The organism is Peribacillus sp. TE19612, from assembly GCF_056279465.1.
Window position 1 is genome coordinate 224,010 of sequence record NZ_JBWCCL010000004.1, and the last position, 15,152, is coordinate 239,161.

General features: G+C 37.2%; 13 protein-coding genes and 3 pseudogenes. 12 read left to right on the forward strand and 4 right to left on the reverse strand.

The features are described 5' to 3' along the window. Positions 1–262 precede the first annotated feature (262 nt). A complete protein-coding gene (locus ACZ9AO_RS09215; RefSeq protein WP_476109000.1) occupies positions 263–1,003 on the forward strand; it encodes a VCBS repeat-containing protein in 741 nt (246 codons plus the stop codon). Positions 1,004–1,145: 142 nt separating this feature from the next. On the opposite strand, the gene ACZ9AO_RS09220 is transcribed toward ACZ9AO_RS09215, so the two are convergent. After that, a complete protein-coding gene (locus ACZ9AO_RS09220; RefSeq protein ID WP_476108916.1) occupies positions 1,146–1,766 on the reverse strand; it encodes an NAD(P)-dependent oxidoreductase in 621 nt (206 codons plus the stop codon). Between the two features lie 363 nt (positions 1,767–2,129). Next, positions 2,130–2,357 (reverse strand): annotated as a pseudogene (locus ACZ9AO_RS09225) (Tn3 family transposase); the annotation flags it as partial. Between the two features lie 400 nt (positions 2,358–2,757). Between ACZ9AO_RS09225 and ACZ9AO_RS09230 the strand changes: the two are divergent. Further along, positions 2,758–3,384: a hypothetical protein gene (locus ACZ9AO_RS09230; protein ID WP_251542813.1), complete on the forward strand. Its 627-nt coding sequence runs from the start codon at positions 2,758–2,760 to the stop codon at positions 3,382–3,384. A 302-nt stretch (positions 3,385–3,686) separates the two neighbouring features. Next, positions 3,687–3,949, forward strand: a pseudogene (locus ACZ9AO_RS09235) (IS4 family transposase); the annotation flags it as partial. Positions 3,950–4,452: 503 nt separating this feature from the next. On the opposite strand, the gene ACZ9AO_RS09240 reads toward ACZ9AO_RS09235, so the two are convergent. Beyond that, entirely contained in the window at positions 4,453–4,617 is a 165-nt protein-coding gene (locus ACZ9AO_RS09240; RefSeq protein WP_176474523.1) for a hypothetical protein, read from the reverse strand. Between the two features lie 271 nt (positions 4,618–4,888). On the opposite strand from ACZ9AO_RS09240, the gene ACZ9AO_RS09245 reads away from it, so the two are divergent. Continuing rightward, positions 4,889–5,878 (forward strand): MBL fold metallo-hydrolase, encoded by a 990-nt coding sequence (locus ACZ9AO_RS09245; RefSeq protein WP_476108917.1) that lies wholly within the window; start codon positions 4,889–4,891, stop codon positions 5,876–5,878. Between the two features lie 451 nt (positions 5,879–6,329). Here the strand turns inward: ACZ9AO_RS09245 and ACZ9AO_RS09250 are convergent, their stop codons facing one another. Beyond that, the gene (locus ACZ9AO_RS09250; protein WP_476108918.1) at positions 6,330–6,497 is read right to left on the reverse strand and encodes a hypothetical protein; all 168 of its coding nucleotides are present in this window, start codon (positions 6,495–6,497) and stop codon (positions 6,330–6,332) included. Between the two features lie 128 nt (positions 6,498–6,625). On the opposite strand from ACZ9AO_RS09250, the pseudogene ACZ9AO_RS09255 reads away from it, so the two are divergent. From ACZ9AO_RS09255 to ACZ9AO_RS09290, 8 genes and pseudogenes are all read left to right on the forward strand, one after another. Then, positions 6,626–6,816: pseudogene (locus ACZ9AO_RS09255) on the forward strand (FMN-dependent NADH-azoreductase); the annotation flags it as partial. Between the two features lie 124 nt (positions 6,817–6,940). Further along, a complete protein-coding gene (locus ACZ9AO_RS09260) occupies positions 6,941–7,672 on the forward strand; it encodes a GntR family transcriptional regulator (RefSeq protein WP_285856612.1) in 732 nt (243 codons plus the stop codon). Between the two features lie 399 nt (positions 7,673–8,071). Continuing rightward, on the forward strand, positions 8,072–9,121 hold the full coding sequence (locus ACZ9AO_RS09265) for a LacI family DNA-binding transcriptional regulator (protein ID WP_476108919.1): 1,050 nt from the start codon (positions 8,072–8,074) through the stop codon (positions 9,119–9,121). Positions 9,122–9,206: 85 nt separating this feature from the next. Beyond that, a complete protein-coding gene (locus tag ACZ9AO_RS09270; protein WP_476108920.1) occupies positions 9,207–10,484 on the forward strand; it encodes a Gfo/Idh/MocA family protein in 1,278 nt (425 codons plus the stop codon). Between the two features lie 291 nt (positions 10,485–10,775). Next, positions 10,776–12,020 (forward strand): ABC transporter substrate-binding protein, encoded by a 1,245-nt coding sequence (locus ACZ9AO_RS09275; RefSeq protein ID WP_476108921.1) that lies wholly within the window; start codon positions 10,776–10,778, stop codon positions 12,018–12,020. Positions 12,021–12,104: 84 nt separating this feature from the next. Then, the gene (locus ACZ9AO_RS09280) at positions 12,105–13,025 is read left to right on the forward strand and encodes a carbohydrate ABC transporter permease (RefSeq protein WP_232522829.1); all 921 of its coding nucleotides are present in this window, start codon (positions 12,105–12,107) and stop codon (positions 13,023–13,025) included. Between the two features lie 89 nt (positions 13,026–13,114). After that, positions 13,115–13,873, forward strand: a complete 759-nt coding sequence (locus ACZ9AO_RS09285) for a carbohydrate ABC transporter permease (RefSeq protein WP_251542807.1) — start codon at positions 13,115–13,117, stop codon at positions 13,871–13,873. A 363-nt stretch (positions 13,874–14,236) separates the two neighbouring features. Next, positions 14,237–15,139, forward strand: coding sequence for an ROK family protein (locus tag ACZ9AO_RS09290; protein ID WP_350299233.1), 903 nt, complete (start codon positions 14,237–14,239; stop codon positions 15,137–15,139). Positions 15,140–15,152 lie beyond the last annotated feature (13 nt).

Genomic DNA, 15,152 nt, shown 5'->3' on the forward strand with positions numbered 1-15,152 from the left:
CACTCAAGGCTATTCACAAAATTCCTGCATATAATTCTATATGGATAATAAAGAGGCAGGTGGGATGAAGTTGGATATGTATGACATCAGAAATGCGATTCATTACTATTACACAAAAATACAAGAAACGAATCATCCTTATTATTGGTACTGTTTGGCTGAGACCCAAAGTAGGGCCGGATTAACAAATGAAGCACTGCAAACGATAGATAACGCCTTGTCGTTTCAGAATCCTTATCCTTCCAAACAGGAACTGGTAGACATGCAATTGAACCTCCAAACCGTTCTATCAAGACAAATGAACTCCAACAGAACAGTCATAGTGACCTCAAGACAGGGAGATATTGATGGGGACGGGACAAAGGACAATGTTATTCTTACCGCAAACAAAACCCCTGATAGTCCCTTTTGGAGGAATATAACTTTGGTTATCCAAAATGGGAGGACTAATCAATATGAACAAGTTCCCATGAAAAATGACGCAGGATATAATCCGACCCTTTTTCTTGGTGATTTTACAGGTAATGAGGGGGATGACATATTAGTGGTCATTGATACAGGAGGAAGCGGGGGTTCCATTTATGCGTATGTTTTTTCCTACCTTAACGGTCAACTCATGACCATTTTTAATTCAGATTCATTCAATGAATCCTTTCAATACGATGTTCATTATGAAAACCAATACAAAGTAAAGGTGACCAGTCATTACCTAAAAGAAAGGTACATTATTGACCTGACTTATAAGGATCAGGAATATTTATCTGAAATTTATAACAAGGATGGTATATTGAAGGCGCCGATTGAAGGATGGGTCAATCCTTTATCTGGTTTATATCCGGTTGATTTCAATAGGGATGGCATATATGAGCTCGAAGCGTATCAGAGGATCGCAGGGAGGTACAATGCCGACTCACTGGGATTTGTACAGACCGTATTGAAATGGAACGGGAAAGCATTTGCTCCTGACCGGCAGAATGTGGCTATTTTCGGAGAGAAAATATAGCACAATGGTACAGGCAAAATCTTCGCCCAAAAGACCGGAAAATATTCCTGGCAATGGTTCACCTGACAGTGTTCATTGACGAAGAATATTGACCGGCTGTCTATACGATTTAATCGAAGGGGATTCATGCATATTGGAATTTTTAGTAGGCGATACCTACACGTGCTTTTAAAAAATCGTTACTTTTTATTTGGTTAAATGCAAATTCTGCTGTATCCGGAACGGATATTTCAATACCATCCTCCGGCAAAAAGTCGCCTTCTATACGATATATACCAACTCTCTTTCCATCCGGCAAATACGTAGGACAGACAATTGTCCATTGAAGTGTTGATTGTTTAAGCAAATCGAAAACTTCATGATGTTCTTTCGCTGCACGGGTAGACTTCTGCTTTGATTCACTTGTCTGATAACGCAGAGAATTTGGGGTTGTTCTACTTTGGAGGATACCTGCCGTTCCAATGGTTATAATTCGTTGTATACCTTCGTTTTCCATAGCTTCGATAATTAGTGGCATACTTGCTGATAAAGTTGTTGTCCCATCAGTATTAAGTGCACTAATAACTACATCAATTCCATGCATGGCACGTACGATATCATCTTTATTTAAAACATTACCTTGAATAATGGTTAAATTGGCATTGTTTATAGCAATCTTCTCTGGAGTGCGAACTAAAACGGTAACATGATGATTGTCTTGCAAACCATAAATAACTAATTGACCCCCAACTCGTCCAGTTGCACCCAAAATTAAAATATTCATGGAAACGACCTCCTTTTTTCGAATACAATCATTCCAATAACATTGTATCGTCATTTTCGACTAATTGGAGCTTTAGTGCAATACGACATCATAATTCAGCGTTTGCTGGCGGTACCCCTCAAGGTATGATACCATAATACCCCAAGAACGAAAATTTTGTGCATCTTACTCGTTTTTATCGTTTTGGGGTAACTCGTTATTGTTAGCTTGTGGGCGATGGGGTCCCGCCACATTTTAACGAAAATATACGCTAAGCCTTCGGATATGACCGGCTTAGCGTTTTTTCTTACTCTAAGCCCAATAGTCCGAGCGGTATAACCCGAACGCCAGTCACTCAACCTCTAGTTGTTTCAGCGGTCGTAATTAATCGAGAGACGAATTTTGCCTGAAAATGAATTTGTATTCGCCCAAGAAATTGATATGTTCCCATCAAATATGGTTTAGTAGTTCTTCCTGAAGTTTACCATGCTTTTTACGGTGTTTTGTTGCTTGCTCAGCGTGATCCAAACTAATCGCATTGATGATAATGTTTAATGCAGTTGCCCGGTGGAGTTGATCTTATAACGCACGTTCTCGCAGCTCGACATGTTTGCATCCTTTAAACATATAATCAGCTTGGTTCTCTGCTTTACCATTTTTTTAATACGGTTCCCCGAATAAAACATAATAATATGGTTAATTTTGAACACAAAGTATTCATATCTATATAGCATTTTCCCACAATCTTGTTGTGGGTTATATTTTTTCCTCAACATTGACTTCATTCAAAAGCTTATTGTGGATAGCTTAATGGTAGATTACCTATTTCCTGCTTCAGATAAATTAAAAAAATTTTTTATTAAAATTACTAATTTTTGTTTTATAAAGCCTTTCTATTATGAAATCCTGTTATGTCCAAACTCACTTATTCCTTTTTCATATACTAATAAAAAAAGGAGGTGAGAAAGTGAGTAAAAATAAGAATAGCTCTTCACGCAAGGATGAAGAGAAAGTGAGTAATAATGAGCATAGCTCTTTACGTAAAGATAAAGCGAAAATAGAATCGGCACACCAAGAGTGTATTGACCGTGCTTATCGTATTCCTATATTTTTAAGTACGACAACTCATTTAAATGACAACCAACAACGGTTTCTAAACCGTCTAATTTTAGAGATTGAGAATGCTTTGCTTTTTCCGCGTACATTACCATTAAGCGAAAGTTATCCTGAATCCATTTTAACTGATATTCGTCGGTTAGTTTCATCAAGCTATGGAATGTTGGCAGTAAACCTTCGTCGTTTTAAAATTCAAACAGTTGATGTCAATGCAGGACCCCTTCCACCATCCACTCCATTTTGGATAGGATCAGTTTATTCACAAGTAGAACCTTCAATGGCTTTTCAATTTGGTCTACCCTTATTATTAGTAAGGGAAGAAGATACTGACGCAAATAATGGAATTTGGGCAGGAGGAATTGCCCCACTCAACCTATTTATAGTTTGGCATTCTGAAACTCAAACTGTAGATCAATTCTTTAACACTCCTGAATGGAGATCAGCCTTTGCAAATTGGAGCGCACAAGTAAGAAATGCTTTTTATATACAGACAGAGCCTCAGTTCAAGTACAGATGTGAATGAAACACTGGTACTTTAGCAACAAGTCGAAAATATACAATGTTTAGTTCACCTTTATATATTTTCGACGCATTCACACAAAAACAAATATTTCCATTTGGTTATCAAGAACAAAAAGATTTACTTCATAAAAACAGACTTTATAGAAGAGAGACGGCTGGGTCCGGTCACATCCGAAGGCTTAGCGTATATTTTTTGTTAAAATGTTGGCGGGACCCCATCGCCATCAAGCTAAGGTGAACTTGTATCATCATAAAAAAACGTTATTCTTTTTGTAGAAATATACAGGAAGGATGGCGTTTTCTATGAGTTTTTCTGTTTCAGACGAAATGAATCTCTTTTCTCAAGAGCTTCAAAACTACTTATCTCCATCTTCTCTTCAACAATTAGCTAAAGAAGTTGGTTTTGTTCAACGTACAACTAAATATCAAGCACAAGAATTAATTGCTTTATGTGTATGGCTTAGTCAACAGTCGCGAGTACACCACTCACACAATTGTGTAGCCGCCTCGCAGCATCTACAGGTGTCCTCATGAGCCGGGTGGGGAGTTCCTCCACGTTTAGTAGGAAAAGGGAGAGAAAATGATAAAACCACCTTCGGTTCCACAGGTCTACTAACCATTTAGCCGAAAGGCTTATAGATAAGGGATTTAGGGTATTTCGCCTTACACGCTTACAGAAAATGAATAATGAAGGTTCTTACTATGCCTCACGTTTGAAGTTGAATTCTCGTATATATCATAAGAATGGTGAACCAGAGTTTTTTCGGAATGGGACTGTAAAGAAAGGTACTCTCTTTATTCAGTTAGAACGGAAGAGCTTATGAATCAATTTCAACCTGGATGGTTATTTTTGTCATGCGGTATTTTTAGTGTTACCATAGCAAATTAAAGAGAACATCCTTGTATATTATCTCTTGCGCGCGTAGCTTGATGGCGATGTGGCGGTACCCCAAGAAGAAATGATAAATAAACAAAACGGGCCGCTCAAAAGCTTCATGAGAGGCCCATTTAAAGTAGAAAAAATATAAAAACGTTTTAAAACAAGACAATAGCGACCACAATTCCGCCTCTAATATTCCTGTCCTTCTTTCGATTTTAGAAATGCATCAACGGATTCGTCCAATAATTTTTCCCGATTAGGATCTTCATTGACATCTGTATCCACTTCCATCACGTCGTTTAATCGACTAACCTGACTTTTTGGCTGAGCTGGATTATTTTTTTCTTTTGGCATATAAACTCCTTCTTGAACAGTATTTTTTATTTAGTATGAACGATTCATCCAATATTCACTTAGATTATTTCCGCTTCTTTCCCAAATTGAGTACTGTTGTCTGGATGGAAACTTGAAACAACATACATGTTTTCTTTTGGTTATTATTGACTGAATGTTATAAAAATTGTAATATTTAGCTTGCACATTTGATTTTGAAACAAAGTTTTATATTAGAAACAAATGGGTTTTCCTTGTGTAAAGTCAAAAAATCTGACAGGAGGTTTTTGTTATGAAGAAAAGAATAAGGAATAATTCATTTGGTTTTTTGTTGGTAGTGACCATAATTCTATCATTATCATTATTTCTTCCTTCATTTGGCCAAACAGTGGACCAGCAAACCGACTTTAAAGTAACCCTATTAGGAACAGGTTCTCCACTTTTAAGTACATCCCGCTCCGGTCCAGCTACTCTTGTAGAAGTTGGTAATGAAAAACTCCTCTTTGATGCTGGACGCGGAACCGCTTTACAATTATATAAAGCGAATATGTTACCAGGCAGTGTTGATAAGTTATTCCTTACGCATTTGCATTCGGATCATACAATCGGCATATCGGACGTATGGCTTACAGGTTCCTTACCAACAGGAGGGAAAAGAGAGCAACCATTTAAGATTTGGGGACCTAAGGGAACCGAGAAAATGATGGTTCATATGAATAAAGCATTTAAAGCCGATTTGGATGCAAGGGATGACTCTGGAAATGGGAACGTTGAAGGAGCAAGTATTGTCGCAAATGATATCAAGGAGGGTATTATCTATAACAAAAAGGGAATTGAAGTAATAGCCTTCAAGGTTGACCATAAATCAATAGAGCCGGCTTTCGGTTATCGGGTTAATTACAAAGGACATTCAGTAGTTATCTCAGGTGACACCCGCTATAATGACAATCTTATAAAATTTGCCAAAGGTGCTGATGTGGTAATTCATGAGGTTGCAGCGGCAAAACCTGATAATGAATCAGAATCAATCGCCAATATACTTGATCTTCACACTACACCGGAAGAAGCAGGTAAAGTCTTTAGCCAGATACAACCAAAACTTGCTGTGTACTCACATATAGTATTATTGGGAGGATTAACTGAAGAAAAAGCTGATTTGCTCGAAAGAACTAAAAAAACATATGGAGGAACCGTTTTAATAGGTGAGGATTTATTGTCCATTGAAATAGGGGACAAGGTACAATTACAGCAGCCGGTTAACGAGGCGAACTCGGGAAACTAAAACGGACAGAGCTTCAGCGAGCAAATGAGTTACTCCTATCAATTAATGCCATGAGAGTTTGAAACACGAGCTGCCTTACCAAAGCCAAAAAAATGCATATTTTTTCTAAAGGGAATCCAAAAAGAAGGATTCCTTTTTTAGTTAGGTAAAGAAGGAAAAACAGAGCTAGGCCGTCCGTCAGAAGAAATCAGTGAAAAAGATGAGGAATATTATATGGTTCTTATACGAATAGAGGAAAAAATGACGGAAAGAAACCAAAATTTGCTTTTGCCTGCATAGACCAAAAGCAAGGCTTTTTTAAAGTCAAATATTAAGGAAGACAAAACGAAAAAAATCCCCGACATGTATATCGTGAATGGCTCCAGGAAGTCTATGATAATGCTTATTTTTTCACTCTCTCTTCACCTTGATTTTATTCATTTTGATCCAGAACGTTTCATTACTTATGAAATTAGAACCAAGACTGTTGAACATCTTGAAGTTGTTGTTGAGCTTCTTCAAGCTGTTGCTGTGCTTGTTGGAATAGTTGTGGATTATCATTCTCTTGGGCAGATTGTATAGCCTGTTTGGCTTGTTGCGCAACAATGATAGCTTGCTGATATTGTTGTTTTTGTGTCATTTTAATAGTCTCCTTCATTATTTTTACTAAAGGCTAAACCTTTAACCTTTTTATATTTTTTATTTAAATTTTGATATTATTCATGTATAGGTTGATTCATTTCTCCTAAACGAACTATTGAAGAATTTGACACATATAAAGAAGTAAATCCTAGCCATGGAATTGTGAATATTGACCTTTATAAGAAAATATTCCTGAAATTGATGTAGATGTTTTCAGTGGTTAAGGGAAACTTCAAGCTGGAAAGGGTTTTGAAGAACTCTCGTCGGAAGTGAGAGCAAAAGATAGTCGGCTCTCAGAATTATGTGAGCAATTCATAAAAAATATTTGTAACGCTTTATATTCCTAACCCAACTGTACTTGTTGGGTTGACACTATAAGTGATATAATTTGTTAAAAGAATGTAAGTATGGATAGTATGGATGGAAGGTAGGCTTATTATAATGAAACCACTGGAGCACGAAAGTGTAATTCCACTTTATCACCAATTGATGGAGAGGCTGAAGGGTGCTATTGAAAAGGGGAATTGGACACAGGGTGACAAAATCCCATCTGAAAATCAATTAATGGACCAATTCAGTGTGAGCCGGAACACAGCTAAAAAAGCAATTGAGGAGCTAGTACAGGAAGGCATCCTTTACCGAATTCAAGGAAAAGGTACCTTCGTGGCAAAACCCAAATTACAACAGTCATTGATGGGGTTTTACAGCTTTAGCAAAGTATTGAAAGAAAAAGGAATGAACCCTAAAGATATCATTCTAAAAATAGAGGAAGTTAAATCAACGGCAAAAATCAGGGAAGCGCTGCTGCTTGGAGAAGATGAGAATGTCATTGAAATGAAACGCCTTCGTTGTGCCGACGATGAGCCGTATATTATGGAATCATCTTTCATACCGAAATACGTGGTTTCAGATACGGAGCAACTTAAAAAAGTTGGCGAAATTTCATTATATGATTTATTTTCACAACAATTTAATATAGTAGTAACCAGAGCAAAAGAAGCATTTGAACCCGTACTCATTCGTGCTGAAGAAAGTGAGTACCTTCAAACGGAAGAAGGCCGTCCGGCACTGTTGCTTGAACGGACAGCCTATGATATTAATGGAATGCCTGTTGAGTTTTGTATATCCATTGTTCGAGGCGATCGCTGCCGCTTTTACACGGAATTAACATGAAGGTTGAATCACTCATAGCATTATGTCTATGAGTTTTTTATGTTCCAAAAACCCGCTAACATGAAATGTAAGAGATAATTACATTTCAATATCAAGGAATCGAATTTTTTTATTTATTTAAGTTGTTGGGTTGACAGGTTAACGGATGGAGTATATATTTAATTTAGTCATAATTTTCAGTTAACTACAGGGTTTTGTCGGCAAAAACAGTTTATTGGAACCTTTTTTTAATACAACTTGTACCTACAACCCATTGGGTGTTAAGCGGAAATGTGAACGAAATAAAACTACTCTTAAAAACATTATAAACATTCAAAATGTTTTCCTTATAAAGGATAAAAATATTTGTTATCCTTTATAAGAAAGCGCTTAAGTACATAATTAAGAGGTGTTTTATTAGTGATAAGATTAAAGGATATTGCTGAACATGTAGGTGTTTCCATTTCTACTGTTTCTAGAGTAATTCAAAATGATCAGACACGAAATGTTAACCAGGAAACAAAAGCAAAAATTTGGGAGGCTGTTAAGGAGTTAGGGTATATACCAAATCAGAATGCTCGGAATTTAGTTGCAAACAAGCAAGGAAAGAATAACATAAGAACAATGAAAATTGGGTGGGTAGCCAATCCAAAACAAGCGGAAATTAACCCTTACTTTGCAAATATTTATACAGGTATTCGTGATGTATTAACAGATCATGATTACAACCTGATTAGTATTACCAGGGATGAACTTGAAAACGAGACGCTACTTCTTAAGACTATACATGATTCGGGGATTGAAGGACTGCTTCTTATCGATAAGATTAATGACAGTACTATTGAATATATTCAACAAAATATACCTCTAGTAGGATTGGACTTTTTTTATACAAATAAAAATATAGCAATCGTAGACTACGATCGTGAGGAATCTATTAAAATGGTGGTTCAGTATTTAGTTAAGCAAGGTCACCAGGACATAGGTTTTATTGGTGGAGGTGTTAATGAAACTTTTGAAAATTTGTATGCAGAACATCGTTTTAAAGGTTTTCAACATGCCATGGAAGAAGCCGGGCTAACCATCCAATCTGATTGGGTAATGAATACACAGTGGAAAATGGAAAACAGCTATGAAAAAATGAAAACTTTGATTAAAAGAGATCCATTGCATTTGCCAACAGCAATGGTTTGTGCGAGTGACTTGATGGCCATCCCTGCCATGAGAGCTGTCAGAGAAAATAAACTTAGAATTCCAGAGGATATCGCTTTCTTTGGGGTTGATAATATTGAAATGGGGAAATATTCGTCTCCACAGCTTTCGACGGTAGAAATCCCTAAATATGAAATGGGAAGAATTGCAGCTAAAACTATTATGGAAATGGTAGAAGGGAAGATTAAGCTTCCGATAAAAATCATATTGCCATTTGAATTAGTCCTTCGGGAATCATCTAACATAAAACGAACCTAAGCGGTTCTTTTTTTGAAATTTGTTGGAAAACGTTTGGAGTAAATCAGGAAAACTATCGGAAAAATGGAAGATAGGAGAGTAAACCATGAAACAAATGACAGCAATAATAATCGGGGCAGGTGACAGAGGGGTAAGAGCTTATGCACCTTATGCCTTAGAATACCCTAATGAATTAAAGATCACAGGTGTAGCTGAGCCGAATAAAGAAAGAAGAACTAAATTTCAACAAGAACATAATATTTCCAACGAAAATAGTTATGAGTCTTGGGAAGATGCATTCAATTCAGGAAGAAAAATTGCAGATGTAGCTATTATTTGTACACTTGATCGCAATCACTTTAAACCGACCATGAAAGCATTGGAACTGGGTTATCATGTTTTGTTGGAAAAGCCTATGTCCCCAGATCCAATGGAATGCATAGCGATGGAACAAGCAGCCCAAAAGTATAATCGACATCTTACAATATGCCATGTATTGAGGTATACAGAATTTTGGGCAACAATTAAAAAGATTATTTCATCAGGAGAAATTGGTGAGGTAGTTTCGCTGCAATTAAATGAAAATGTAGAAGTGATGCATATGTCGCATAGCTTTGTACGTGGCAATTGGAATAATAAAGAACGAACAAGTCCGATGATTCTGCAAAAATCATGTCATGATATGGATATTATTTCTTTCGTAATAGACAAGGAGTGTAAACGCATTAGTTCATATGGTTCGCTTATGCACTTTAAGGAAGAAAATGCACCAGTTGGAGCACCGAAAAGATGTTTAGATGGCTGTCCTGTTGAACATGAATGCCCATTTCATGCTGGAAGGTATTATCTAGGTGAAGGAAAAGGATGGGCAAGGAAATTTACAGAGGACTATACAAATGAAGGAATAATTAAAGCATTAAATGAAACTCCATTTGGAAAATGCGTATATCGCTCAGATAATAATGTGGTGGATCATCAAGTTGTAAATATGGAATTCGAGGGTGGAGCAACAGCGACGTTTAGTATGTGCGGGTTCACAAGGGAGCAAACACGTATTGTTCAAATAATGGGAACAAAAGGAGAAATACGTGGGAATATGGAGAAAAATAGTATTTCGATTTTTAATTTTCTCACGAAGCATGAAACGATAATAAGATTTGACAATCCAGTTGGTGGACATGGTGGTGGAGATAACAGCATCATTAGGACTTTCTTGAGAGAAATTCAATATGGGAATAAACAAGATAGCGTTTCTTCCGCACTTGCTTCAGTAAGAAGTCACCTAATGGCATTTGCTGCTGAAGAGTCAAGGCTAAAACAGGGTCAATCTATTAATATTGACCATTATTATAATAGTTTAAAAGAAAAACCAAGAGGTAAGTAACTTTCCATATATTAAGAGAAAGGTACCATCTACCATTTTCTTTGGAGTGTAAATTCAACAAAGAAGATTTGTTCATATCCTGGTTTTATTTTCCGAGTCTATTTTATTAGTGGAGGTGGTAAGCCCTATACAAATCGCATTCGTACGTATTTCTAATTAAAGCTGTAGTAAAATTTTTAATGGAATAAATAATGTAAGGGTTATCATGGTGGAAATTGTCACAAAACCATTCGTGTTCAAGAAGTAATTTGTTAGCAATCTATAAAACTTTATTTGAAAGAAGGTAACATGATGAAAAAATGGCTAATAATGCTTTTAACCGCAATTTTAGGATTAATAGGATTAGCTGGATGTAGTAATGATGACACTGCATCAGGCGACGGAAAAGTGGAAATTACTTATGGATTTTGGGATAAGAAGCAAGTGACTGCCATTGATGAAGTTATCAAATTATTTAATGAAAAATATCCGGACATTAAAGTGAAAACGGAGATAACTCCTTATGGCCAGTATTTTCAAAAACTTGAGACTGCTGCAACTGGCGCGGCGTTGCCAGATGTTATGTGGATGAACGGTGCACATGTTGAGAAATATGCAGAAGGTAAGGTAATCCTCCCACTTACTGACCTTGCAAAAAAAGAAAGTTATGGCTTAGATAATTATCCAAAGTCTTTAATTGATCTTTATACTGTTAAAGGAGAAATATTTGGTATTCCAAAAGACTTTGATACAACAGGCTTATGGTATAACAAAAAAATCTTTGATGAAGCAGGTGTGCCATATCCAGATGACACTTGGGATTGGAATAAGTTAAAGGAAGTCGCTAAAAAACTGACAAATAATGACAAAGATATTTGGGGCTTTGCTGCAACAATGGGCAACCAAGGTGGTTATTATGATTTTATTTGGCAAAATGGCGGGTATATTATTTCTGACGATGGCAAGTCCGTAGGATTTGATCAACCGGAGGCCATTGATGCACTTAACTATAACATTAGTTTCATAAAGGAGGGATTATCTCCAACACAGGCTCAAATGACAGAAACAGCCGCTTCTGAATTATTCTCTTCAGGAAAAGTAGCGATGATGTTTGATGGTCCTTGGATGGTACAAGAGTATAAGAATAATCCTGATATAAATGTTGCTGTAGTACCAAAAGGAAAACAGCGCGCGGTTGCCATTCATGGGCTAGCCAATGTTATTGCGGCTAACACAAAGCATAAAGACGCTTCATGGAAGTTTGTCCAGTTTCTAGGCTCTAAAGAAGCCGCAGATATATTTGCGAAAACAGGGACGGTTATTCCAGCTTATAATGATACACAGGATGCTTGGATACAAGCCGTTCCAAATATAAATCTTCAGGCCTTTATTGATGGTGTCGATTATTCTGTTCCACTGCCTAGTGTTATAAGGACAGGAGAAATTTGGCAGTATGAAACGGACGTTCTTAAAAAGGTTTGGAGTGAAGAAGAAAGTGTGGACGACGCTGTAAGAGAGTTAACAGAAAAGGCAAATGAGGCACTATCCAAGAAGTAGAAAAAATGAAGAAGAGAAGATGATTCTTCTCTTCGTTCCTTAAAAGGAGTGAATGCAGTGAAGGAACATCCTCTACAGGTTGAAGTGAATACGAATGCAAAACTTAAGGTTTCCAACTTAACGAAGACAAGGAAAAGTTCAGACTTCTTTTGGGCTTATCTCATGATTGCCCCTACCATGCTCGGTTTGTTCATTTTTTACCTGTGGCCTATCTTTCAGACCTTATATTTTAGTTTCACCGAATGGGGAGCATTTGGTCAATATGAGTGGACGGGGTTAGATAACTATAAGCGGATGCTTGAGGATACTAACCTTTTGAAATCATTTAAGAATACGGGGATTTATATTATTATCACTGTCCCAATCGGGATTTTCTTCTCTATTATAATAGCGGTACTCCTAAACCAGAAAATTAAAGGGAAATCCGTTTATCGCACATTATATTTCTTACCCGTAATTACAATGCCTGCAGCCATCGCAATGGTTTGGAAATGGCTTTATAATTCTGATTACGGACTGCTAAACTATCTTTTGTCTTTATTTGGGATCAAGGGTCCACAGTGGGTAAGTGATCCGAAAATTGCCTTATATTCGATTATTGTGGTAGCAATCTGGAGTGGAATTGGTTATAATATGGTCATTTTCCTTTCCGGTCTTCAAGGAATTCCAAAGTCCTATTATGAAGCGGCGGAAATGGATGGAGCAGGGCCGATCAGTGTGTTCTTTAAAATTACACTGCCACTGCTCTCTCCTGTTATTTTCTTTGTTAGCATCACTTCTCTAATTGGAGCTTTTCAGGTGTTTGATCTAATTTTCATGATGATTGGAAAAAGCAGTACAGCCTTGGAAAGCACACAATCGGTAGTTTATTTATTCTATCAGCACGCTTTCGTTTTAAACGATAAGGGATATGCAGCAGCAATCGCTGTTCTATTATTAATAGTAATCCTGATCATCACTGCAATCCAAATGGTCTTACAGAAAAAATGGGTTCATTATGACTAAAGGAGGGAGAACCATTGGAAAGAACGAGGCAGTTTGTAACAAGTAAGACATTCCTTATCCATTTCGTCCTTATTGTAGGATCCGTGGCAATGGTCATGCCTTTTTTTTGGATGATCTTAACCTCATTAAAAACTTATGCTGAGTCAATTCACGTTCCGCCTGTTATAATCCCTAAGGATTTCCAATGGGGGAACTATATAGAGGTTTTTGGACTTCTGCCTTTTTTCAAATTTATGTTTAATACCTTTATAATTACGGTCGTCCGGACGGCAGGGCAGCTATTTTTGTGTTCGTTAGCCGCCTATGCATTCGCTCGGATTGAATTTCCAGGTAGGAACATTCTGTTCATGTTAGCTTTATCGGTATTAATGGTACCAGGACAAGTGTTTTTACTCCCGCAATATATGATTATGGTGGATCTTGGCTGGTTAAATACATTACAGGCGGTGATAGTACCAGGTCTGTTTAGTGCATTTGGTACGTTCCTGTTAAGGCAATTCTTTATGGGACTTCCAAAAGAACTAGAAGAGGCGGCCAGACTTGATGGCTGTAATCATTTTCAAATTTACTGGAAAGTAATGCTTCCCCTCGCGAAACCTGGGTTGATTGCTTTGGGCATTTTCACTACTCTTTGGAGCTGGAATGAATTGATGTGGCCAATGATCGTAAATAGTTCTCCTGAAGCAATGACACTTTCTGTCGGATTGTCATCGCTTCAAGGTCAATATTTAACTAACTATCCTATACTTATGGCAGGCTCCTTTTTAGCGATACTGCCAATGCTGATTTTATTTATCTTCTTGCAAAAACAATTTATTGAAGGAATTGCAGTAACAGGCGGAAAATAAATAGAAAAATGTACACGATTCAATCGGGGACTTAAACCTAAGATTAATTCTAGGACATCACAACTTGATGGGTTGACCCAACAAGTTGTGATGGTGTAAAATAAATAAGTATAGTTTGTAAGTATGGTTTTTGGAAGGCAGGCTTATTTAGACACTCTAATCCTGAACTTACGTTTTAAAAAAACTCATAGTATTTTGGCTATGAGTTTTTATTAAAATAAACTTGTACCAACAACCCAACCATATAAGGTGGTACAAAAAGTCTGAATTAGTTTACTATTTTTGGAAGTGGGGAAAGACTAAAGTGTTCGGAATCGTTTGTTCAAAAAGTAAACGATGGAGAGGAATAAGAGGTGCAGGAAAATGAAAAATGCAATCGGCATTGACATTGGAGGGACAAAAATTGCAGCGGGTATCATTACGGAATCGGGAGAATTGCTAAAGCGCGTGGATGTAAAAAGTGATCCTTCAGATCGGGAAAAAATGTTTGCCAGAGTTTTAGAAGCAGTGGAACAAGTTCTTGAAAAATCATCTTATTCCCTAGATGACATAGAGGGCATCGGTGTGGGTGTACCAGGTAAAGTTGATTGTGAAAATGGCGTAGCTATTTTTCAAAATAATTTACCTTGGAAACAGTTCCCCATCACTGCCCGTTTACGGGAGCAATTCGGACTCGAACAAATAAGTATTGACAATGATGTTTATATGGCGGCATTTGCCGAGTGGAAGGCAGCTCAGGTAAAGCGGAACGAGACATTTGTCTATGTGACTATTAGTACCGGAATCTCATGTTCCATCATTCAAAATGGTTCATTTTTCAGGGGGGCAGGATTCGCCGGGGAACTTGGGTTGATACCGGTACTTTCGAAGGCAGACAATAAGGGAATTAAGCGATTGGAAAAAGTGGCTGCTGGGCCTGCCATCGAAAAGTTGGCGGAAAAGGAATTGCAAGTTGAAAATATTTCCACTAAAGAAGTTTTTGCAGGCTATGCAAATGGGACTTGTGAATATCGCATCATTGAAGATGTGACTGACAACTTAGCTCAAGGACTTTATTCGATTTCCTGTTTATTGGATCCACATAAAATGGTTTTCGGAGGCAGTGTCATCGTAAATAATCCTTTTCTGCTTAAGTTAATGAAAGAAAAGCTAAAAAGCTACCAATTACCTGAACAACAACATATTTTAGGGCAAATGAGCATCAGCACATTAAAGCAAGATAATGGTGTCGTTGGTGCAGGGTTGCGAGTTTTCGAAAGATTATAAAAAAGGAGGAGTG

Bases quoted from the DNA above. Each gene is read 5' to 3' on its own strand.
- ACZ9AO_RS09215 (WP_476109000.1), top strand. From the start codon at position 263: ATGCAATTGAACCTCCAAACCGTTCTATCAAGACAAATGAACTCCAAC.
- ACZ9AO_RS09220 (WP_476108916.1), bottom strand. From the start codon at position 1,766: ATGAATATTTTAATTTTGGGTGCAACTGGACGAGTTGGGGGTCAATTA.
- ACZ9AO_RS09240 (WP_176474523.1), bottom strand. From the start codon at position 4,617: ATGCCAAAAGAAAAAAATAATCCAGCTCAGCCAAAAAGTCAGGTTAGT.
- ACZ9AO_RS09245 (WP_476108917.1), top strand. From the start codon at position 4,889: ATGAAGAAAAGAATAAGGAATAATTCATTTGGTTTTTTGTTGGTAGTG.
- ACZ9AO_RS09250 (WP_476108918.1), bottom strand. From the start codon at position 6,497: ATGACACAAAAACAACAATATCAGCAAGCTATCATTGTTGCGCAACAA.
- ACZ9AO_RS09260 (WP_285856612.1), top strand. From the start codon at position 6,941: ATGAAACCACTGGAGCACGAAAGTGTAATTCCACTTTATCACCAATTG.
- ACZ9AO_RS09270 (WP_476108920.1), top strand. From the start codon at position 9,207: ATGAAACAAATGACAGCAATAATAATCGGGGCAGGTGACAGAGGGGTA.
- ACZ9AO_RS09275 (WP_476108921.1), top strand. From the start codon at position 10,776: ATGAAAAAATGGCTAATAATGCTTTTAACCGCAATTTTAGGATTAATA.
- ACZ9AO_RS09285 (WP_251542807.1), top strand. From the start codon at position 13,115: ATGGTCATGCCTTTTTTTTGGATGATCTTAACCTCATTAAAAACTTAT.
- ACZ9AO_RS09290 (WP_350299233.1), top strand. From the start codon at position 14,237: ATGAAAAATGCAATCGGCATTGACATTGGAGGGACAAAAATTGCAGCG.